This is a genomic window from Streptomyces sp. NPDC085866 (genome assembly GCF_044541035.1).
Classification (GTDB): Bacteria; Actinomycetota; Actinomycetes; order Streptomycetales; family Streptomycetaceae; genus Streptomyces.
Map to the genome: position 1 here is coordinate 416,341 of NZ_JBITSQ010000009.1, position 21,390 is coordinate 437,730.

General features: G+C 69.1%; 20 protein-coding genes. 9 read left to right on the top strand and 11 right to left on the bottom strand.

Going from position 1 to position 21,390, the window contains the following annotated elements; genetic code table 11:
- Window positions 1-373 precede the first annotated feature (373 nt).
- Window positions 374-940: a MepB family protein gene (locus ACIF83_RS24985; protein WP_393479892.1), complete on the bottom strand. Its 567-nt coding sequence runs from the start codon at window positions 938-940 to the stop codon at window positions 374-376.
- A 688-nt stretch (window positions 941-1,628) separates the two neighbouring features.
- Here ACIF83_RS24985 and ACIF83_RS24990 point away from each other — a divergent pair.
- The 3 genes from ACIF83_RS24990 (at window position 1,629) to ACIF83_RS25000 (ending at window position 6,451) form a co-directional block, all read left to right on the top strand.
- Window positions 1,629-2,036, top strand: a complete 408-nt coding sequence (locus ACIF83_RS24990; RefSeq protein WP_393479895.1) for a hypothetical protein — start codon at window positions 1,629-1,631, stop codon at window positions 2,034-2,036.
- On the top strand, window positions 2,033-5,818 hold the full coding sequence (locus ACIF83_RS24995; protein WP_399730085.1) for a type VII secretion system-associated protein: 3,786 nt from the start codon (window positions 2,033-2,035) through the stop codon (window positions 5,816-5,818). Before ACIF83_RS24990 ends, ACIF83_RS24995 begins: the two co-directional genes overlap by 4 nt.
- Before the next feature lie 264 nt (window positions 5,819-6,082).
- Window positions 6,083-6,451: a nuclear transport factor 2 family protein gene (locus tag ACIF83_RS25000; protein WP_399730088.1), complete on the top strand. Its 369-nt coding sequence runs from the start codon at window positions 6,083-6,085 to the stop codon at window positions 6,449-6,451.
- Between the two features lie 150 nt (window positions 6,452-6,601).
- Here ACIF83_RS25000 and ACIF83_RS25005 read toward each other — a convergent pair whose 3' ends face one another.
- Window positions 6,602-7,108, bottom strand: coding sequence for a hypothetical protein (locus ACIF83_RS25005; RefSeq protein ID WP_399730091.1), 507 nt, complete (start codon window positions 7,106-7,108; stop codon window positions 6,602-6,604).
- A 384-nt stretch (window positions 7,109-7,492) separates the two neighbouring features.
- Window positions 7,493-8,377 carry a nuclease gene (locus ACIF83_RS25010; protein ID WP_398140559.1) on the bottom strand — a complete coding sequence of 295 codons (885 nt, stop codon included), beginning with the start codon at window positions 8,375-8,377 and terminating at the stop codon, window positions 7,493-7,495.
- 533 nt (window positions 8,378-8,910) lie between these two features.
- On the opposite strand from ACIF83_RS25010, the gene ACIF83_RS25015 reads away from it, so the two are divergent.
- Window positions 8,911-10,035, top strand: coding sequence for a S8 family peptidase (locus tag ACIF83_RS25015; RefSeq protein WP_399730094.1), 1,125 nt, complete (start codon window positions 8,911-8,913; stop codon window positions 10,033-10,035).
- A 244-nt stretch (window positions 10,036-10,279) separates the two neighbouring features.
- Window positions 10,280-10,519, top strand: coding sequence for a hypothetical protein (locus tag ACIF83_RS25020; RefSeq protein WP_399730097.1), 240 nt, complete (start codon window positions 10,280-10,282; stop codon window positions 10,517-10,519).
- A 200-nt stretch (window positions 10,520-10,719) separates the two neighbouring features.
- Here the strand turns inward: ACIF83_RS25020 and ACIF83_RS25025 are convergent, their stop codons facing one another.
- On the bottom strand, window positions 10,720-11,052 hold the full coding sequence (locus ACIF83_RS25025; RefSeq protein WP_399730100.1) for a helix-turn-helix transcriptional regulator: 333 nt from the start codon (window positions 11,050-11,052) through the stop codon (window positions 10,720-10,722).
- Between the two features lie 212 nt (window positions 11,053-11,264).
- Here ACIF83_RS25025 and ACIF83_RS25030 point away from each other — a divergent pair, with 212 nt between their 5' ends.
- Window positions 11,265-12,017: an ANTAR domain-containing protein gene (locus ACIF83_RS25030; protein WP_399730103.1), complete on the top strand. Its 753-nt coding sequence runs from the start codon at window positions 11,265-11,267 to the stop codon at window positions 12,015-12,017.
- 160 nt (window positions 12,018-12,177) lie between these two features.
- On the top strand, window positions 12,178-12,573 hold the full coding sequence (locus ACIF83_RS25035; protein WP_393479916.1) for a hypothetical protein: 396 nt from the start codon (window positions 12,178-12,180) through the stop codon (window positions 12,571-12,573).
- 236 nt (window positions 12,574-12,809) lie between these two features.
- Here ACIF83_RS25035 and ACIF83_RS25040 read toward each other — a convergent pair whose 3' ends face one another.
- Window positions 12,810-13,478 carry a TetR/AcrR family transcriptional regulator gene (locus ACIF83_RS25040; RefSeq protein ID WP_398140564.1) on the bottom strand — a complete coding sequence of 223 codons (669 nt, stop codon included), beginning with the start codon at window positions 13,476-13,478 and terminating at the stop codon, window positions 12,810-12,812.
- 57 nt (window positions 13,479-13,535) lie between these two features.
- On the opposite strand from ACIF83_RS25040, the gene ACIF83_RS25045 reads away from it, so the two are divergent.
- Both ACIF83_RS25045 and ACIF83_RS25050 read left to right on the top strand, forming a co-directional pair.
- Window positions 13,536-14,984, top strand: a complete 1,449-nt coding sequence (locus ACIF83_RS25045; protein WP_399730184.1) for an MFS transporter — start codon at window positions 13,536-13,538, stop codon at window positions 14,982-14,984.
- On the top strand, window positions 14,981-15,385 hold the full coding sequence (locus tag ACIF83_RS25050; protein WP_399730107.1) for a cupin: 405 nt from the start codon (window positions 14,981-14,983) through the stop codon (window positions 15,383-15,385). The genes ACIF83_RS25045 and ACIF83_RS25050 overlap by 4 nt, the downstream gene beginning before the upstream one ends.
- Before the next feature lie 295 nt (window positions 15,386-15,680).
- Here ACIF83_RS25050 and ACIF83_RS25055 read toward each other — a convergent pair whose 3' ends face one another.
- The 6 genes from ACIF83_RS25055 to ACIF83_RS25080 form a co-directional block, all read right to left on the bottom strand.
- Window positions 15,681-16,268 carry a histidine phosphatase family protein gene (locus tag ACIF83_RS25055; protein WP_399730187.1) on the bottom strand — a complete coding sequence of 196 codons (588 nt, stop codon included), beginning with the start codon at window positions 16,266-16,268 and terminating at the stop codon, window positions 15,681-15,683.
- 208 nt (window positions 16,269-16,476) lie between these two features.
- Window positions 16,477-17,178, bottom strand: a complete 702-nt coding sequence (locus ACIF83_RS25060; protein ID WP_399730109.1) for a DUF6193 family natural product biosynthesis protein — start codon at window positions 17,176-17,178, stop codon at window positions 16,477-16,479.
- Between the two features lie 268 nt (window positions 17,179-17,446).
- A complete protein-coding gene (locus ACIF83_RS25065; protein WP_398140567.1) occupies window positions 17,447-17,863 on the bottom strand; it encodes a hypothetical protein in 417 nt (138 codons plus the stop codon).
- 356 nt (window positions 17,864-18,219) lie between these two features.
- Window positions 18,220-18,423: a hypothetical protein gene (locus ACIF83_RS25070; RefSeq protein ID WP_399730112.1), complete on the bottom strand. Its 204-nt coding sequence runs from the start codon at window positions 18,421-18,423 to the stop codon at window positions 18,220-18,222.
- Between the two features lie 420 nt (window positions 18,424-18,843).
- Window positions 18,844-19,335, bottom strand: a complete 492-nt coding sequence (locus tag ACIF83_RS25075; RefSeq protein ID WP_399730115.1) for a hypothetical protein — start codon at window positions 19,333-19,335, stop codon at window positions 18,844-18,846.
- 407 nt (window positions 19,336-19,742) lie between these two features.
- The gene (locus tag ACIF83_RS25080; protein WP_399730118.1) at window positions 19,743-21,014 is read right to left on the bottom strand and encodes a hypothetical protein; all 1,272 of its coding nucleotides are present in this window, start codon (window positions 21,012-21,014) and stop codon (window positions 19,743-19,745) included.
- Window positions 21,015-21,390: the final 376 nt, after the last annotated feature.

Sequence of the window (21,390 nt, forward strand, 5' to 3'; positions counted from 1 at the left end):
CAGCCGCCTCGAGCGACCCGCATCGCGGGCCGATTTCGCCGAGTGGAAACCGCGGGCGACGGCAGGGGCGTTCATCCTCGGACTGCTGTCCGGCGTCGAGCGCAAGAACTGCTGGCAGCTGGCCGAAGAGGCTGGCCGTGCCCGCCCCGGTGCGCGGTGTCGTGGGTGAAACCCGGCCAGTCACGATGAGCGCGGCTGCTGCCGGGCAGTTCGAGGAGTTGGCAGAGCAGTATCGGATCGAATGTGCGCAGGCGCAGCCGAAGAGGCCGACGGACCGAGCGCCGGGCGGTGCTCATCCGGAACGCCTTCAACCTCTTCAGCGGCGCCCTACACGACGACTCGGGCAGCATCGCAGCGCGTGTTGAACTCCCGTTCAGGGACGTACGACGTCCGTCTGCCCCTGCTGCTGATCCGGGACCGGGTGGTAGAGGGCGTGGGCGCGTGTCAGGTCGGCAGGTCCGTCCTGGCCGAGGTGGAGGAAGTAGTTCACCTGCCATGCCTGCGTGGTGCGGGCCTGCCGGTTGGTCGTGGTCACCCACGGCGGGTACACGCGGAAGCCGCGCTTCCCGCCGGATCCGTTGCGGGAGACGACGCCGTGTTCGCACAGCACCTCGGCAGGGAACACGAACTGGCCGAAGCCGTCCTCGTGGCGGCTGCTGATGACGAAGAGGTCCACATCGTCGTCGGTGTCGAAGGGGCGGATCGGCCCTTTCTCGGACCGCTGCCACACGGTGACGAACTGGCCCACCTTCGTCGGGGTGGTCTTGGCCACGCGGAACCGGATCGAGCGGCCATCGAGTGTGAACGCGCACGCAGCGTACTCGGCGCTTTCCGGTTCGGGCACGGGCAGCGAGCAAGCGAAACCACTGGCGTCGTACACCAGCGCCTTTGCCGTTTGCAGATCACCGTGAAGCCCGGCCCACGGCAGATTCGTCACCATGCCGCCATCCTGCCACCCTCGTCCGTGTCGCCGTCCCGCCCCACTGAACGGCAGGACCTCACGCAGGTGGTGGTCGTCGGTGGCGGACAGTCTTCGCCGCCGTGGAGACGCTACTGCGGCCGGGGGGAGGGCGCAGGCTCGACACCGATTCACACCACAACGAAGGTTAGGGCCCGCGCCGTCCAACAGGCGCACGCCGAGGACGCGAACGTGCGCGCTGCAACGATCGATCGAGATCTTCGAGCGCGCCGGGGTGGCACAGCCCTGCACGACCAGCCGCCTCGCCCAGGCTGACCGTCGGCTGTCATGAATGCGCTGGCGTTCGTCGAGGTGCGTACGGCCCGCATCCTTGAGGAAGTCGCTGAGCCGGTTCTTTGAGGAAGTCGCTGAGCAGGGCGGTGTCGTCCTCACACATGCCGTCCGTCGGCTCGGCCAGGAGAGTGTCGAACAGCTGGTCCAGCGAACCGCCCCCGTCTCCAGCTGCCCGAGGGGCCTGTTCCCATCGTGCGCGCATGGATGATGCGCCGCATCCCGATGGAGGTGCTTCGCAGCGGCAGGCGAGGGCCGGGCGAACCCGGATCTTCGCGCCGCGGCGCCCCGTGGGCGCGGCTACTGTTGACCTCAGGGAAGGTCACCGGTGCGTGCTCGCCCGGGGTGACGCCGACCGAGTGTGACCGGAGGTCGCGCAATGGATGCCAGTCTGACCGCAGCGGAGATCACGCCATACGTGGTGACCGCGATCGGTGCCTACGGGAGCGCGGTGCTCACCCGGGCCAGGGAGCAGGCGGCGGACGCGACCGTCACGCTCGGGCGGGAGATCCTCCAGCGATTCACACGACGGAACCGGCATCGGCCGGAACTCGAATCCGCTGTCCGCGACTTGGCCGAGGATCCCCAGGACCCCGACTTCCAGGCCGCGTTGCGCGGACAACTGCGCCGTATCCTGGAACAGGATCCGGAGCTGATCGCCGAACTCGGCGCCCTGCTGGCCCGGTCGGGCGCGCGCGTCACGACACTGGGCGAACGGTCCGTGAACGTCGGCCACATGACGGGCGGCACCGTGGTCACTGGCGACAACAACCGGATCACCGGGTGACAGCGGACACGACAGGCTCGGGCGACCGCTGGGTGGCCGCGGAGCACATCGTCGACTCGGTCGTCGTGACAGGTGACGGAAACATCGTCATCTACTACGCCGACGGCCACCACGTGGAACCCGGCCCTCCCGCCTCCCGCGCCGACGCCGAGCGCCTGCTCTTCGGTCCGGAGCGGACCGCCCTGACGGACCGGCCATGGACCTGGCTCGCCCCGGAGGCCGGACTGCACCCTCTGGTGAGCCGCCCCGAGGAGGCACAGCTGGTCGACTGGGCGCGCGACGGCCGTGGCACCGCCCTTCGACTCGTCTGCGCGCCTTCGGGCCAGGGCAAGACCACGCTCGCTCTGCAGGTCTGCGCAAGGCTCCGGGAGCTGGGCTGGACAGCCGGTGTCCTCGACCTCGAGCCCGCTCCCAGCCCGTACGCGGCGGGCGGCGCGGCGCTGACCGGGTCGCTCTCGCGGTCGATCCGACGCTGGGACCGACAGCTGGCGGCTGTCGCGGCTCTGCCACGGCTGTCCGGTCGAGCTCTGCTCGTGGTCGACTCCGCGGAGGTACACCGGTCGCGGATCGAGGAACTGCTCCGCACGGTCACAGAACTGCCCACCGCGCACGGCGTTCCGCCGGTGAAGATCCTCCTGCTCGCCCGCGACACCGGAGAGTGGTGGGAGGAACTCTCCGTGGGCAGCCAACGCCATCACTGGATCGAGCGCCGGGTCACGCGTTTGGCACCCGTCACGGAGGGCATGAGCGCGGCCGGAATCGGCGAGGTGTGGCGGGACGCGACCGCGCGGTTCGCAGCGGCCGCGGAGCAGGCGGGCATGAGTCTTGCCCCAGGAACGGCGCGCTCGATGACCGAGGGTTGCCCCACCGTCGTACCGACCACTCTGCATCTGTATGCCGCGGCACTCCTGCGCGTCCTCGACGCCACGGAGGGACGGGCCGCCCTTCTGGAGCACCGGGACCATCCGATCACGGGGCTGGTCGAACATGAACAGCGTTATGTCGCAGGCGCGTTCAGCGCCGCGGGCCTGTCCCTCAGCCTGGACCGTGCGCGCCTGCTCCTTGCGCTCGTCTGCCTGTACGCCCCGCCGGACGAACAAGCCGTGCTGCGGGCGCTGCAGCGTGTCGAAACGACTGCGACGGACAACGAACTCGCCAGGAAGGGAAGGCAGTTACAAGCTCTGTACCCCGGCGGTGACCGATCGCTGTGGCGGGCCCCCGGGCCGGATCGGCTGGCCGACTCGGTCCTGCACACGCTGGCGGCCGGCAGCCGGTCGGATGCGGAAGCCGAGCGGCTGTTCGGCACCTTGTGCGGAACGGACGACTGGTTCGAGGGCAGGGACTGCGCCCGCGTCCTCATCAGAGCGCTGGGGACGGCGGGGGAGGAATCGGCGGCTTCGGCTACGGTCCCCGAGCGCATCGACGGTGCGTTGCGCACCTTGATCCTCGACCATCCCCGAGGCTATGTGCCGGCCGCGCTGGAAACGGCCACCGACCGGTTCGAGCAGCAGATCAGTGCGGCGGTCGCCGGGCGCGGCGGAGCCGATCCCGCGTCCCGGCTGGGCATCAAGGAACTCGAGGCACTCTCCCACCTGCTCCGCTTCCCGGCAGGCAGCGGCAGCCTGGCCAGAATCGCGGTGGACGTCTACGGCAGACTCGTCCAAGCAGCGCCGCATGCATGGCAGGGCGACGGCCCCTGGCAGGCGAGCGAACGTCTGACGGCACTCGCCCGGTACGCCCGGGGGCTCCAGCGGACCGGCGACCCCCAGCGTGCCTCGACCGTGGCGGGCGACGCGGTGGACCTGGCACACCGGATGGCGGAGTCCGGGGACGCGGCGGTCAACGGCCGTATCGCGCAGGCCATGGCACGAGCGAGCCGCGAACTCGCCGCAGCCGGAATGGACGACGCGGCGCTCGAACTCAGTGCCGTAGCGGTCGAGGGCGCCTGGACGTCCCAATCCTCCCCGGAACCCCTGGACATCGCGGAGCGCGCGGAGATCCTGAACGCGCACTCCCAGCGGCTGCACGCCCTGGGGCAGACGCACGCCGCCGCCGGATGCTCCGCGGAAGCGCTGTCGCTGTACGGCGAGGCAGCGCAACAGCACCCCGGCCGCTACGACTTGGCACTGACCGGCGCACGCGCCGACTACGGCATGAAGCTCTCGGCGGCACATCGTCCACATCAGGCAGAGCCCTATCTCGCCGGGGCCCTGGCCGCGTACCGGAGCCACCTGGCGGCGGACGACCGGCCGGAGATCCGCCATGCCCTGGTGCAGGTACTGCGCGCCTACGGAGTGGTCCTGCACGATCTCGGGCGGACGAGCCAGGCGCTCCCTCACGCGGAGGAAGCGGTCGAACTCCAGCGCACACTGGCCGCGCACGATTCCGACGCCACCCTGGATCTCGCGGGCGCGCTCAACCAGCTGGGGACGACCCTGGCCGCGAGCGGGTCCCCGGAGGGGCGGCGCCATCTGGAGGAGGCCGTCAGCACACTGCGCGGCATGAGCGACGACGCGCGCGCGGCGAAGGAACTGGCGAGCGCACTGTCCAACCTCGGGACCATGTATGGCGAGTACGGCGATCCGGCGCGGGCGGTGAGCGTTCTGGAGGAGGCGCTGGCTCTGAAAGAAGTCCAGGGCGCCCGCCCCGGCGGCATGGAGCTCGCCACCACGGCACACAACCTTGCACAAGCCCTGCGCCAGGCGGGAGACGACGCACGGGCACAGGAGGTGTGTGCCCGGTACATCGATCCCCAATTGCGGGAAGCCTCCCGTTCCCGTGTGCGGACAGCGGCCGAGGTGAAGGCGGAGATCCCTCCGGTGACCGACGAACTCAGAGCCGCGGCACGGCGCATGGCCGGAGGCTATCTCTACGCCATCGACCCCGCCTTCGATCCCCAGGGCGAGGTGCCGGGGTATGGCATCCAGGGCGCGTTCAGCGTCGGTGCCGACGGCGAGATCGCCGGATACCAGGCCAACGAGCACTACCGACCCTCGCCCGTCGCCCTGAACTTCCCGGTGCCCACGGACCCGCTGGACGAGGCCGCCCAGTTGGCCCTGACCGGATACGGGCCCGAGTCGGCGGTGGAGCGTGCACTCAGGTCGATCACGGTCGCGGTGGCTCAGGCACCCCCGTTCACGACGGCGACCCCGGAGCCCCTGGTCTTCAGCTCGCCGAACCATCTTCCCGACGGCATCACGACCACCCGTGTCTCCGGCGCGGACCTGTTGAAGTCGCTCCCTGTGGGGGCGACGATCCACATCAACCCGGCCTCACCGGTCCCCTACCGGTTCACCAGATCAAACCGCCGCACGGACGAGGCAGCGGTACCGGCCCGGCCGCGCGGAAACCCGTCCGTCCGGCCGGCTGCGCCCCCGGAGCCACCGCCTCCGTCTGCACGTCCGCCCGCCCCCGCCGACCCGCCCCTTCCCCCGGAAGACAAGATCGCCGGCCTGTGCGCCCGGTACGTCGGCGGGGAACCCGTTCTCCCTCTACTCGCGGCCGAACTGCGCAGAAGCCGCGTCTGGTACATCACCTCGGGCGGCGACGACCGTCATCTCAGTGTCGCGATGATCTACGACGGGCGTCCTGCCGTCTTCGTCTACACCTCGCGCGCATACGCGTCGACCGACGTCCTGAGCTTCGATTCGGAGGCTCGGTTGACCGAGGCGATGATGGGCGAACTTCTGAAACAGCTGCCCCCGGCGACGTTTGTGGTCGTCAACAACGAAGGCCCGCATCCCGTGCAGCTCCCTGCCTCGGCGCTGCTTGCCTACGGCTGAACTCACGCCGCATGGGCAAGGCCGGGACGCCCTCCGCGCGTCTCAGGGGCAGAGCTGTATTCGCTCCTGAGCTGCTGCCTGCTCCAGTGTGGGGCGGGCGACTTGTGTCGGTGGGGCGGTGGTCATTACCTGGGTGGTAGTCGCGCGGTCTGGGTGGGGCGGGGCATGGTGGGGTCATCGGGTTTCGGGCCGGCGCACTCCGGTCCGAAGCCCGGGTCAATTGTCTTGAGTGGTATGCCATTTCACCGGAACGGGAGTCCTGTCATGTCGATCTACGTTGCTGCTGTCACCCGTTACTTCGAGGCGTGGAACGGTGTGGGCGTTGATGCGGTTGCCAAGGCGGTGGCCGTGGCGTGGTCCGAGGACGGTACGTATACGGACCCGTTGGCTGATGTGCGTGGTCATGAGGAGATTGCGGCGGTCATCCGTGCGGCGCAGGAGCAGTTCCCCGGTTTTGAGTTCAGGCTGGTGGGTGAGGTGGACGGCAACCACCACATCGCTCGCTTCGGCTGGGAGCTGGTGTCCACCGCCGACGGCTTGGCGCCGGTCGCGGGCTCGGACGTGGTCACCCTGGCCGAGGACGGCCGGATCACCTCCGTCCTCGGTTTCCTCGACCGGATCCCCGAGGCATGAGCCTTCGCCCGGGGGACGATCGAATGTCAGCGGTTGCCCGGACAACCTCGTCGGCCAGAAGGCGGCCACCCGGGGGAGCTGGCCCTTGTCCACCGGTATCCCGCTGACCGACGACGAACGCGCCGCCGTCGCCGAAGGCTCTCACGCCCGTCAGGGATAGCCGATCTGGGCCATGTCCTCATCAAGGCTGGCAAGGTCAACATCGGGGTTCAGCGATGACACGACGCTCTGTGTGAGAGGCCGCAAGGCATAGACGTGACGCACGGCCTCGAGGCTCACCGCCACCTCGTAGTACTCCTCCGCGAACTGCTGGTATGCCTCTGGCCGGCCGTCAAGGAGAACATCGAAGAGCCACTCCGCGCCTCCGTCGTCCTCCACTCCCTCCGGCAGAGCCTTGACGGCACCGCACTTCCACCCGGTGTCGGACCGTTCGCGCCAGAAGCACACCGTGGCTCGCGGCGTCCCGTCGACTTCGCTGAAGGCGGGCTCTGTGACCTGAGGGAGGAACACTTCGGGCACTCCGTCGAACAGCCCGGGCCACGGTGCTGGGGTCGCCAACCGATAGGGGCTCATCGGCGACTCGTGATCGAAGCCCCGGCCATAGGCGCCCGCCGGTGCGAAGACGATCGAGTAGTCATTGCCGCAGCCGTCTCGCATGGAGGCCATCTCCTCCGTCGGCGACCACCGGGAGTTGAATGAGTGAACCGGGAATCCCAGGCCGGGCTCATGATGGCATCCACCATGGCCATGGCTCGGGAGCGATCACGAACGACCGAGATCTCGGGCAGCTGGCGGATCACTTCATAGACGGACACAGCCACATCCAAGCCGATCCCACTGACAACACCCGCACCGCACCCACCCCTCCGGAGACACCACCTGCGTTTCCGTTCTCCACGCTGGATGTTGCTGGTGATCCGTCACTGGCAGTGGTGGCCTGCACGCTCCAGCCCATCTGTTCATCCGGGAGGCATGAGCCGGGCGTTGCCGAGTCGGGCGGGCGCCGGCCCGCCGGGGCCTTGAGCCCCGGCGGGTTGCCGCTCACTTCTCCTTGAAGACGATCTCCCTGGCCGGGCGGGTCATCTTCACGGTGTTGTCGGCGGTGACCTCGACGATCTGGTGCAGACCTCTGTGAAGCGTCTCGGAGTCCGGGAGGAGGCGGTACTCGTCGTCCGTGGCCCCGGCCAGGAAGGCTCGGAAACAGGACAGTGACGAGTCGGCGCCCATGAAGTCCAGGTAGTCCTTCAGGCGGCGGAACAGTTTCGGCAGGATCACCGCGCCGGTCGTGTCGTCCGTGAGCGAGGTCATTCCGGTGACCTTCGCCCCGTCGAGGGTCTTGTCGACCTTCCACACACCCTTCGCGGACGCCCTCGCCTTCTCCGAGGCGTCGGTGAGGAGCTCGCGCAGGTACACGGGCAGGCCCGAGTAGAAGGTCGGGTAGGCCAGGCCGAGCAGGAGCAGGTGGTGGTTGGCGGTCCGCTTCAACAGGTCGTCGTCGACGTCGATCCAGTAGCCGCTGTACACCGGCGGGGTGCCCTTGCCGACGAAGGCCACGCAGCGGCCGAAGGTGTCGGCGCCCCGGGTGAGGATCCAGCCGGGCACGGTGTCCGGCGTGGTGGCGACGGTCTCGTCGTCGGCCCGGAGGACGGTGTCGAAGCCGAGGAACTTCAGCAGCTCGTCCGCGGCCTCGTGGGCGAGGCCCCGCGGCTGGTGCTCCACGTGCTGCTTCTCGCCGTAATGGGTCTCCAGGGCGTCGATTCCTTCGAGCCGGATGCTCGCGCGGCCGTCGGCCTTGGGCACGATCTGCCCCTCCCCGGGCACGAGCCTCCAGTCGGCCACGTTGTCCGGGATGAACGGGAGGGTGTCGCCATCGGGTTTGGCGCCCCCCTCAACCTTGAACTTTCCTCTGATCAGCAGCATCGACATGGCGACTCCCTCACAGCATCACCGTCAGTGTTCACTGGTTACGCACAGTACACATGTAGGCGATCGCCGAGGCCATTCCTCACCCGTCAGGCCGGGAGTGTTCAGCAGCAGGGCCACCTCTTGAGCCCGGCAGCGCGCGCCGAGGCGCCTGCGACCGAGTCCTCGAAGGCTGCCGGCTACGGCGATGGGCGCGGCTGCTCGACAAGCGCGCACCAGTTCTGTCGCCCCGAGGAGGGCTGTGGTGCCATGGGACACCCCTTGCGGACTCCTTTGAGGAGCTCGGCGGCGAGTTCCGCCCCGGTGTCGGAGCATCCGAGGTATTGGGACATGGCCTCTCCGGTGGCCTCAAAGGTCTTTGCAGGATGGGGGAGGGCTCTCCGGGGTACCGGCATCAAGTCCCGCCCCGTGAGCGGCCGGACAGGCTTCCGCCGAGTGCGTGAACCGACCCGCCCGAATGCCCGGCTGGAACCGCCGGCTTCCTGTCGTCGTCTTGTGCGCTGATTGTGTACGAAGCGGGGATGTCGGGGGGCGTTGTGACGCGGAACGTGAAGAAGGCCGGTCTCGTGGTGGCGGCCATGGCCATGGTGCTCGGGGCTTCGGCCTGCGGCGGGGAAGCCGGCGCGGCGGCCGGGGGGAGCGGTGGGAAGCTCCCCGTGCACAGGAAGGGGGAGTCCGTGGCGCTCTCCGGGGACGGGGTGTCGTCCGGCTCGGCGGCGACATCTCCCGGCACCGTGGGAAAGTTGTCCGGGAAGGCGCAGACCGGGGTGTCGCCCATCACCCGGCACGTGCCGTGGAACCTGGACATTCTGGACCAGCGGTCGCGGCCGCTGAACGGGAAGCTCACCACCACCGCCACGGGCAAGGGCGTTCACGTCTACGTGATCGACACCGGGATGGACATCGCCCACAAGGAGTTCGGCGGACGCGCCCACCTCGGCGCCGACTTCGTGGGCCCGAAGGACTCCGGTGACTGCTTCAGCGAGGGAGGGATGGGCCACGGCACATTCGTCGCGGGCATCATCGGCGGGGCGAAGTACGGAGTGGCGCCCAAGGCGGAGCTCGTACGGGTCCAGGGCGTCCTGTGCGAGAGCGAGGGCGGTGGCTCCCCGGCGGCGGCCGAGGCGGCCGTGGTGAAGTCGGTCAAGTGGGTCACCGCGCACGCGCAGAAGCCTGCGGTGGTGAACATGTCGCTCAACTTCGACCACCGGTCGGCGGCCGTGGAGTCCGCCGTGAAGAAGATGGTCGACGCGGGGATCCCGACGGTGGTTTCGGCCGGCAACTTCCATGACGACGCCTGCAAGCACTCCCCGGCCGGCGTCCCCGGCACGATCGTCGTGGCGGCCTCCACCTCGAACGACCGTGCGTGGAGCGACACCGACTCCTACGGATCGGGCTACGGACGCTGCGTGGACCTGTACGCCCCCGGCCAGAAGGTGACCGCCGCCCTCGCCGGCGGCGGTACGACCACGGACATCGACGGCGCGACGTCCTGGGCCGCGCCGCATGCGACCGGCGTGATCGCGCTGTACCTGTCGGCACACCCGCACGCCACGGCCAACGAGGTCCACGTCTGGCTCGACCACACGGCCACCCGCGGTGTCGTGCGCGGCGTCCGCTCCGACACTCCCAACCGGCTGCTCAACACCGGGGGCCTCTGACCCGCCCAGGCCGCCCCGGTCGCAGGGCCACCCAAGAGCCGCGCCTCCCCCGACTGGCAGGCGCAAGGCGCGCGGCCACCGCGCCCACACCATGCTGACCGGGTCGTCGCCGGGACGGCCGCCGAGCAGACTCCGGACACGTTCGCCTCCTCCGATCCGGGGGGGGGGGGGCCGCTACCGGCGATCGTCCGTACCTGGCAGACAGTCTGGAGCGAGTTCACCCCTACCTGGCCCCGCCGAGTCCGTGGTGCTCGGCGCCGGCCGGTTCCTGGTCGGCCGGGACCTGATCGACGTGAAGCGGACCGTCGCCCTCGTCTGGCGACCGGGCAGCCGCGCTCTGCCGGAGGTAGAGAGCCGCGTACCCCGCGGCTCCTGCCGGGCCAGGCGACCGCGCCTGGCCTTCCGCCCGGCGCTGGGGACCATGGTCAGTGAGGGCGGCCACCTGCTCGGCCGCAACCCCGACTCCACCGCGCAGAACGCCTAGAACCTCTGGGTGAGCCGGGACGCGACCCTGGCTGTGCTGGAGACGAGCGGGATCGGCGCGGGCCTTCCTCGACAGCGGCTGGATTCCCATGCGAGCGCATAGCGCCTCCGCACAGCCAGTTCCCCGGAACGACTGAACCGTACGATCCCGGTCGGGTCAGCGGCTCAGATTCGGCCACGCCGCTTACCCGAGTCGGGCTGTCATCCGGTCTCTCGGGACCCCTCGGTGTGCTTGGTGTCGTGCTGGACCAGGAGGGAGAGCAGGTCCGCCACGGTCAGGGTCGCCTCGGCCGGGTGGCGCAGGATGGTTCCCGGCTGGATTTGGTAGACGTTGGACCGGCCTTCGCGGTTGTGGGTGAGGTAACCGTCCGCCTCCAGGTCAGAAATGATCTTCTGGACCGCGCGTTCGGTGAGCCGGCAGTGTGCAGCGATGTCGCGGACGCGGGGCCGGCTGTTGCTCGCGATCGCAGCGAGGACCCGGGCGTGGTTGGTGAGGAACGTCCACCCAGTGTGTGGCTCAGGCACTTCTCCCATGGATCCAGGGTAGGACGTACCTTTCACGCATCCAAAAGGGCGAAATAAATTTCCCGTATTCCTTGACAGGCTATGGTCGGCGAGTCGAACCTGAATTCGGAGTCAGTGGGCGCCAGCGGAGGAGGCGGCCAATGTGGGAGCCGAAGATTCCCCGGCAGCGGGCCAGGGGGGTGGAGACGGTGAGCGGATCACCACTGAGGAGCTGCTCCGCCGTGGCCGGTGCAGCACCGCAGGATCTCCTGATCGACGTGTCACCCCACGGCGGGCGTGTCCGTGTGACGATTCGCGGCGAGATCGACATCAGCGTGAAAGCGGCACTCGAAGCCGCGCTGCAGGACGCCGTCAGGCGGAGCACCTACGGTGTGGATCTCGACTTGAAGGGGACAGTGTTCTGCGACTGCTCCGGCTTGAGCTGTTTCCTGGCCGCACGGCACCGCGCCCTGGCGGCGGGTAAGACGGTGACGATTCAGGCTGCCAGCCCCCTGGTGCAGCGCCTGCTGGGCGTCACGGACACCTGGCCGCTGTTCACGCTTCAGCACCGAGTCTCGAGCCATCCGGCATGCACCCCCGACCTGCCGGCCGCAGTATCTGTGGAGGATGCCCCGGTCGGCGACGGTGACCTGCGTGCCGAGCTCGTTCAGCTTCGTCGGGCCGTGCAGACGCGCCCTGTCATCGATCAGGCCATCGGGATCCTGACGGCCAGGTACGGTCTCGGCGCCGAGGACGCGTGGCAGGTGCTGGTCGCGGTCTCCCAGAACACGGACAGCGAACTCGCCGTGGTCGCCGGGGAACTGGTGACTGCGGTTCGGGGCCGGCCGATGTCCGACGCGGTCCAGCAGGAGGTGGGCAGGGCCGTGGCCACTCTTCGCACGGGCCATGCGGGTTCCGATGGGATGCCGAGGCGGCACTCTGTCCAGGAGGACGGTGAAGGGAGCCAAGCAGCGACTTCACCAGACGAGGCGTGAGCACGGAGAGGCGTGTTCGGATTGTGCAGCCTGTCGGCGCCCGGGCCTGCCGGACTGCCGGGGCCGACATCGAAGAGGGATCGGCCGAACAGCTCTTTGCGGGTGCTGCACGCGCGCGAGTCTCGGCGGGTTGTCCACGAACCCGCCGGAGGAGTCAGTGATGGACGACGGCCTCGGAGGTGAGGGTCCTGTGCTTCCTTCGTTCTGCGACCTCTGCCGGGCGTCTATCGCCCCTGGGCAGGCTGTGAACGGGCAGGTGAAGGACTCATCGTTCGCTCACCCGGTCGACCCCCAGCAGGACGGCATCCGCATCGTGACCGCCTGCTGCGCGGATCACCTGGCCGAACTCCAGCGGCAGTACGGCGAGCGCCCCTTCGTCACCGAGGAGCTGTGGGTGGCGATGATCGATCGGGCGATGCAGCAGCACCGCATGGGACTGAGCAATGATCAGCTGGTCCGGGAGACCGGGCTGAACCTGCTGCAACTTGAGGCCGCGGCGCGCTGGTGCCTGGGCGTCGGAGCCAGTGCTGACGGTCGGGGTGTGGAAGAAGCATGAGCAGCGGCAGGGTACTGACCTGTTCGTTTCCACCACAGCCGCGTTGCTGGCCGTGGTAGTCCTCGGGCGCCGCAGCCGTCGCTGTCGGCGGATCGTCGCCCCCGGCTCCGCGGCACCACGGCTCGGGGATGCGCTGACCACTTGAGTTCGTCATCGCTTGCAGGTACTTGAGGGCCCTGGGATCCACGCCGGGAGCGTCCGGTCGGCGGTCAGGTGCATCTCCTCGGGGAGACTCGTCAGCGGGCAGCGAGGAGGCCTTCCACCAGGGCTCGGAGTCCGTCGAGGTAGGTGTTCTCGGCGGTCAGTGGTGCCCAATGCGCGGCGACCTGCGCCAAACGGGGAAGCTCGCTCGGGTCGAGATCGGCGAAGACTCGCTCCCGGTAGGTGGGACGGTCGTCGTTTGCGCGCCTCCGGGCCGCCGTCGTCCGGACCACGATCTCTCCGGCGGTGTAGTACCAGATCGTGCGGTATCCGTGTACGGCCCGCTCGGGGGTCAGTCCGCACCCGACCAGGCCGTCGACGATCTGTTCCACGAACCACAAGGCGGATGTGGACATCAGGTCGTCGGCGGTCAGCACCTCCACGATCCAGGGACAGGCGGCGAGCGCCTCGTGGATCGCGGCAGCGGCGACGACCACCCGCTCGCGAGGCTGGGCAGGCAGTTCCGGGCGGTGCAGCGTCCGCGCGGCGTAGTCGTCCAGCAGCAGGACGAGCAGTTCTTCCTTGTTGCGGACGTGGTGGTAGAGCGCCATCGGCGTGCTGCCGATCTCCGTGGCCAGCCGCCGCATGGTCAGCCGGTCCACGCCTTCCGCGTCCACGATCCGGCGGGCTGTTGTGACGACCTCCTCGCGGGAGATGCGGGGAGGTCGGCCGAGCGTTCTGCGCGGTGCGGGCGGTTGCGGCATGCCCTCATCTTCCCCCAGGTGTCGACAGCGGTGATCCCCCGAGGCTATTTTCTTTACATGTATAAAAACTCGCGAGGGCGGCCCGGAGCGGTTCTGGCGGCAGTGGCCGTTGCACAGTTCACCGTCGCCTTGGACCTGTCAGTGGTCAACGTCGCACTGCCCGCAATGCGCACCGCGTTAGGGTTCGCACCACTCGACCTGTCGTGGGTCGTGCACGCATACGCGCTCGCACTCGGCGGATTTCTGCTGCTGGGGGGCCGCGCATGCGACCTGTACGGCCGGCGTCGGCTGTTCGTGCTGGGCCTGGCCGTCTTCGGGCTGTGCTCGCTGGCGGGTGGGCTGGCCCAGGCTCCCTGGCAACTGATCGCCGCCCGCGCCGGGCAAGGTCTGGGGGCCGCCGCAGCCACCCCGGCCTCGCTGGCGATGCTTACCACTTCGTTCACCGAGGGCCCGCAGCGCGTACGCGCGCTCGGAGTGTGGAGCGGGGTGAACGCCACGGGCGGAGCGCTGGGGGTGCTGGCGGGTGGTCTGCTGACCCAATATGCGGGCTGGCGCTGGGTGATGCTGATCAATCTGCCCATCGTGGTGGTGGCCCTCGCGCTGGTTCTCGCAGGCGTGCCCGCCGATGCACGCCCCGCCCGGCGCGAGAGGCCGGACGTGCTCGGCGCCGTCCTGGCGACCGGTGGAGTCGGGCTGCTGGTACTCGGTGTCGTCCGCACCGACGCCCAAGGGTGGGGCTCGCGTGCCACGTGGGCGATGCTCGTCGCCGCGGCCGTGCTCCTGGCCGCCTTCGTCGTCGCTGAATCCCGGGCTCCCGCACCGCTGTTGCGCCTCGGCCTGCTGCGCAACCGCTGGGTCGCCGGCGCCAATGTGCTGGTGTTCTTTTCCACTGCCGGGCAGTTCGCGGCGTTCTACTTCGTGTCCTTGTACATGCAGCAGGTTCTGGGCATGGGTCCCGCAGCGACCGGCGCCGCGTTCCTGCCCTTCTCCGCGAGCCTGGTCGCGGGCAGCCTCGTCGCGACCCGTGTCACCTCGGCACGCACCCCCCGTGCATCCCTGGTGCCCGGCGCCCTCCTCGCAGCCGCCGGCCTGGCCTGGTTCGCCTTCATCAGCCCCGACGGCGGCTTCCTCACCGACGTGCTCGGCCCGTGCATCATCACCGGTGTCGGCGTCGGACTGGTCATCGCCCCGATCGTCGCCGCCGCGACCACCGGCGTCGCCCCCCGCGAGGCCGGCATGGCCTCCGGCCTCATGAACAGCTCCCGCCAACTGGGCGGCTGCATCGGCCTGGCCGTGTTGGCCACCATCGCCGCGCGCCGCACCGGCACGGCCGCCAACCCTGCCACCCTCAACGACGGCTACGCCCTGGGCCTGGCCATCGCCGCCACCCTCTTCGTGATCGCGGCGGTCGTGGCCATCGGCGTGCTGCCCCGCCGCAGGACCGAGACACCTGCGCTGCGGCGCGCCACCCCCGCAGAGAACCGACTGGAAGGAACGCCGTCATGACGACGACACCCATCTCACCCGTCGACCTGTTCACCTCGGCGCTGCACATGCACCCCGACGGCGGCGTCCAGGCTGCCGAACGGCGGATGACGAGCGACGACTTGGGCGCCTGGCAGATCGCGACGTTCCACGTGGAGACCGACGCCGACGTCCACGCGGACCATTGGGAGATGCACCCGGAGGCCGAAGAGGCGGTGTGCTGCCTGACCGGCGGAATCCGCCTCTACTTCCGCCCCGCCGCGCCCGACGGCGACGAGGACATGGTGCAGTTGCAGGCGGGCACCGCCGTGATCGTCCCGCGCGGTCGCTGGCACCGCCTGGAGCTGCATGCCCCCAGCAACCTGATGTCGATCACCCATCGCCACGGCACCCGCCTCGAAAAACGCACTGGCACTCGCTGAGCGGAATGTGACCCGGCAGATGCGCTGCCGGGCCACCACAACCTCGCCCAGTACGCGCTCAGAGGGGTGCTTGCGCAGCGGACCCGGAGCGCGCCGGCTGCGGCAGAGGGACCGGGAGGACCGGTCTCGCCGCCCAGTGGGGCCGTGGAGCAGGCGGTGCCACACCGGTAGTTGACGACTGCGAGGAGGGAATCGTGCAGGCGGGAAGCGGAGCACTTCTCCGTCGCTGGGATCGCCGCGGCGCTCATGTGCTTCCGGCGCCTCTCGCGGCAGGCGTGAGGCAGCGGCTCTGCCGTTACGGGACGTTCCAGGCGGCGAGGAACGGCTGCCCGTCCTCGGTGGCCAGGAAGCCAAGAGTGCCTGGATGTGGATGGCCGAGCACCCGGCTGGCCGAGGCGTCGAGGCCGAGCCAGCGCACCGTGAGCACGCGCGCCAGATGACCATGCGCGACGACGGCGACATCGCCGTCGTCCAGCAGCGGCCGAATCCGGTCCAGCACCGCGTCCGTGCGCGCTGCCACCTGCAGGAGCTGTTCGCCAGGATGGTCGTCGTCGCCGGGAATGACGCCGTCCCGCCACAGGTCCCAACCCGGCTTCATCTCCTGGATCTGCGCCGCGGTCAGGCCCTCGTAGCCGCCGTAGTCCCACTCCATCAGATCGGGATCGGGCCGGACGCCGGTCAGGCCCGCCAGCTCGGCCGTCCGCATAGCGCGGCTCAGCGGGCTGCTGAACACCGCCACCAGATGGCGTCGGGCCAGCCTCGGAGCGAGTGTCTTGGCCGCGGCCTCGCCCGCGTCGGTCAGCGGAATGTCGGTGCGGCCGGCGTGCTGTCCCGACAAACTCCATTCGGTCTGGCCATGCCTGATCACTATCAGTTCGCCCATGGCCGCGCACGATATCTGACCATGCGACATGGCCGAGCGCTCCTCGCCTTCGTTGCCACCGCCCGCACCTTCATCTGCGACGGCTGACTCACCGACCGGGATGACCACTTGAGGAAGATCCGGCCCGCGGTGATGCGGTCCGCTCCTTCTCCCGGGTCTGCTCACTGATCTGCCGGCGCCGCTTCAGGAAGACCAGTGCGTGATCGCGTCACCTGTCGGAAGGCCGCGGCACAGCGTCGTCAGGGAGGCTGTCGACGATCACCTCGACGGCCTCGGCCGCGCTGTCCACCTCCTGGAGCCGGCCGTCAACGAACCGCACGTGGTAGCGGCCGTCCCCGAACGGCATGACCTGAGGCAGGTCACGGCAGATGGGCGGCGCTGCCCGGCGGCTGAAGCTGACCCAGTGCATACTCCGGCCAGGTGACAGAACCCGAAGCCGTGGCTGCTCGAAGGCCGCCTCCACGAGCTCGTGCAGAGCGGTGTTCTGCATGCGCGCGGCGGCCTCGCGTAGTTGGCGCCATCGCTCTGGCACAGCTTCGCCGCGTTCATGGGCCTCGGCCAGTGTCCAGGGCCGCAGGAAGGGCCACTGCGCCACGAGTTCGCGTACCCGGGGTACTCGCAGCCAGGAGCGCAAAGCTCCGGCCACTTCAGACAAGTCGCCGGTACGGCCGGTGGCCATGCGGACCGCGCCGGCCCAGCAGTCGACGGAGAAGGTGCGCTCCCGCTGTGCCATCAGAACATTCGCTGATCGATCCCCGAGTGCCGCCTCCGCGGCCACGCGACGCCAGCCTGGTGAGGACGTCGACTCGACCGTGAGTCCGCTGGCCGCCCGATCCGCTTCCGCCTGCAGAGCGTTCAGCAGAGACCCCGCCCGCACCACGTCGGGATAGAGAAGCGCGTACTCGTGCATGACATCGTTCGGCGTTGCGCCGGGAACCTGCTCGGATATGTGATCGAGTCTGCCAGGTTTCCACGCCGCCGCAGTCGGACACTGATGTTCCGGTCGGCCTCGGCGGCTTCGACGCGCAGCCGGCCGGCCATCCCGACTGCCGTTGCAGGGCGTGTGCCCGTCGACGCGGCGTCATCTTCGATCCATGCTCCGGCGTTCTCATCGTCCTGGTGGTCGCGAACCCCCGCCACCCCGGCTTCGGGGTGGCGGAGCCCTACTGGTCGGATACTCATGGCAGGTCGTCGCGCCCCAGCCACGCCGGTTTGACGGGCACCCCGTCCGCGTACCGCTCGACCTGTTGCTCCACCGGCTCGGCCGATGCAGCGACAGGCACGGCCGACGCCTCCACCACAGGTTCCGGGACGGTGGGCGCAGCAGAGTCCTCCAGCAGCTCCGCCGCCGTGAACCGGGTGACGAACGACTGCCACGCCCCGTCGATGACGAGCAGGAACCCGTCGTTCTGTCGCAGGAGCCGACGGCGCTGGGGGCTCCTTGGGTGCTCGGGTGAGTAGCTCCGCGCCCGCCGTTCCAGCTCTGCGAGTGCCTCCTCACGCAGTCCGGTGATGTGAGCCACCACGTGTGCCTCGGTGTGCTTGCGTTCCCCAGCACCCACGGTCGTCTCGATGACCAGCCCCCACGTCGTCACGTTCTTCGCCCCTTCACCTCTCGTATCTCTCCCTACCGTAGGAGGAACTGTGAAACCGGCGGAGCCGTATGCAGTCACTTTCATCCGGACTACGGGTCGCAGCAGTAACGGGCGCAGATGTTCGGAGCTCGGCCTATGTGTGAGGCCGAGCAGCGCAGTGGGCGATCGTACAGAGCACGCCACGCCTTCGAGGGCGAGGCGGATCTGACCGGCAGGCAGGGGCCGTGCGCGGCCTTCGGGCTACCCAAGTCCGCAGGCCTGTGCCCAACGTGCACCTGACACCGGCTTACCTTGGAGCTGGTACGGGTGGTGGTCGACCGGGCCGTCACCGTGTGGGCAGACCTGTCGGGCGCGGCCTAGGCGCCCGCCGAACGGCGACTCAGGACGGGCTCGGCCAGCAGTCTCGCCATCCCGCACAGGGTCTGGCCGTGCTGGGCGAAGAGTTCGTCACGCGAGTCGAAGTGGCCGAGGTCCGCCAGGACATAGGCCGAGAGATCGCACGCGGCGCCGGTGGCCGGGCAGACCGTCGCGCCGCCCCAGTCGATCGCTGTCCTGGACAACGCCTCGAAGAGCGTCTCCGCGCCGGCGTTGGTGAAACCACCACAACCGCTGACTGCACGAGCCGCGGCGGCGGCGCAGCACCTCCGACACGGGCCGCTCGTCCTGAACCGAGTACACCGGCTGCACAACTGCGGCGACCCAGCGGTGAGCCTGACGCAGGGCCGCTATCCGGTGGGCGGGATCTGAGGCTTCCCCCGTATCCGCCGGGAGGTCGATCCATCGGAGCAATGAGGAAACATTCGGATGCTGCCAGTCGAGAATCCGCGTTGGGGCCGTGCTCCCCGCAGCCGTTCCCCTGTCGGCCATGCGTGTGCGGACACGGCCTCGCGGCGTGAGAAGCGAGCTCGTCATGACCGTGATCCTCTCGCCCAGCGTCCTCCAGGTGGCAAGACGCATCATGACAGCAAATTTGAACGCGTTCAACTGTGGTCGTTCGAACTCCTCCACCAACAGGCGCCAGTGGGCCAGGTCGGCGCCGGCACTGCCCGGCAGCTCGACCTGCCCCGACCAACCGAGGGACCGCGCTGCTCGGGTGGGGCGGCTTGCAGGACCACGCCGGTCTGGGCGGCGCTCCAGCCGATCTCGTCAAGCAGGTCCGGGTTTTGTTCTTCTGCGGTCACTACGACCTGAGTCGGCGAGGCACCGGCCCCGGTCGAAAGGTAACCGGGGCCGGTGACCGTCACCGCGTACGTCGTGGCCGAGATTCGCTCCACGCGCACCTCACGGTCCGGCAGCAGTGGCAGGAAATCGAGCACGACCACCGGCGAGAGGTGCAGGTCAGCCAGCGAATCCGGCTGGTACCGCACCAGGGCCAGTCGGATCAGCGATGCGTAGCCGTGCCCGGGCGCCACGGGGATGTCGCAGAACCACAGCCCGCGGTCGGCGTCGAAGGCTACGGAGTGACCGGCCACGTCGACGTTCTCCGGCGATCCCTCCAGGTGAAGGTCCGTACCGGTCGCACCCGTCTCTGGGAAGCTTGCCGTGGTCAGGGCCGGGGACAGCGCCCCGGCACCGCGGATCCTCACAACTTGCACGGGCCCTCTCGGCAGCGGTGCGGTGACGGTGCGCAGCGTCGACGCCCCACACCCTCAGGTTCCTGACGACCACCTTTCCACGCGAGCGAGCCCTCCTGACTGTGAGGCAGCCGGTATTCGAGTGCCAGGTACCACGGCGTGCCCATGCCTGGAGACCTCGACGACCCCCGTTCCGACAACCGACTTGGCAGGAATGGGCCGGCGCCCAGCAGCAACGCTCTGGGGACGCGACCGGCCAGGACTCCACATGGGACACCCTGACCGGTCGTGTGCGCTCAGCGGTACTACAGCTGTGGCTGCGGCATCCGCTGCCATCTGAACGGGCCGTAGGTTGTGTCGGTGACGGGGTAGTTGGCGTTCGGGTCTACGGTCAGTTTCAGCCATTCCAGCGGGGTGGTGCTGCCGTGCACGACGATCCGGTGGAAGTTCGGGACGTTGTAGTAAGGGTGCTCGTTCCAGGCGTTGTTGCCCGGGTCGTGGGCGCACACGCCGGCGCCGGTGGCCGGGTCCGTCTCGCTGGTGCACGTCGCCGTCGGCGACAGCGGGTTGTCGGAGCGGTACAGGTGCGAGTCGCCGTTGAGCATCAACACCGGACGGCCGAACTCGGTCGTCTTCGCCGCGACCTCGCTGATGATCGGCTCGAAGTTCGTCAGGTGGTCCTTGGTCTTACCGTCGAGGTCCCACATGTCGGCCTGTGCCGTGATCAGCACGGCCTTGGCGTGCCTGGCACGTGCGTCGTGGAAGGCGGCATCGAGCCAGCGGACGTCGGCCGCGGTTCGGTTGGTTCGCTCGTCGGTCTGCGCCTGAGTCGCGGTCGGCACCTTGTACCAGGGGTCGGCGTCGTTGTTCGAGCCGCCCGGCACGTTGATGGTCACGAAGACGATGTCGTGCTGCGCCCACCTCACGTTCTCGACGTACTGCGCGTCGCCCGGGTGCCTAGGGTCGTAGGCGGTGGCCTGGGACACCACGTTCAGTGTCCCGCTGCCGAGGGTGCGGCCGGGCTGCGCGAAGAAGTCCTGCCGGACCCTGGCGAGGTTGTCGAGCGGGTTGCCGCAGTGGTAGCTGACGCAGTCTGCCGTGTTGGTCGACAGGCCGCTCGTGCCGAGGTAGTTGATGGCACCGGAGGACGCGTCGTAGAAGCCGCCGCCCTGACCGGGCGAGGCGAGACTCGACGCCTTGTGGCAGTCGGCCCATTCGTTGTCGCCCGGCGTGTAGACGAGCGGCTTGGTGAAGGTCTGCCACACGGAGGCGATCGAGGCGTCGTAGGCGTCGGTGCAGAACTCCTTTCCCGAGTGGATGTCGCCTACGTGGACGACGTCGCTGATCGTCGGGTCACTGTTGATGGTGCCGATGAATGCCGGGGTCTGCTGGAACTGCGAGGTGTCCGCGGTCTGCCCCGCGGGCGCGTACGCCGACTTGCCGTACGGCGAGTCGCCGAACACGGCGAGCGTCAGCGGGGTGCCGGCCGCCGATGCCGTGGTGGTCGACATTACGGAAGAGGCAAGGCCGACGGCGACGAGCGTGACAAACCCGCGCTTCAGCATGCGTCTCGACATGCGTCCCTCTTTCAGGTCCGGTTGAGGGGGGGCGCTCCAGTGAACTGGATGCCCAGGGAGCGCGACATGGCATCAATGGCGGCCTGGAGATGACGAACAAGCGAAAATTCAGCTGCGCCCGCAGGCCGGATCGTTCTCTGCCTGACCCAGCCGTCGCGGCGTGCGTCGGCAGCCAGAGAAGGTGCGTTGGTACGTCATGTGGCGCAAAGCAGGTCGTCTGTGTGAAGGGCTGACGCCCGGCACTTCGGCCGCTGGCGCGCCTTCGCCGGTGGCGATGCCGCCGACGGGTTCGGGTGCCGGGAACGGCGGCTTGTCCTGGCAGCAGGTCGTACCGGCCGGCGGGAGGGTGCCGTCGACGAAGTAGCGGCTCTCGTAC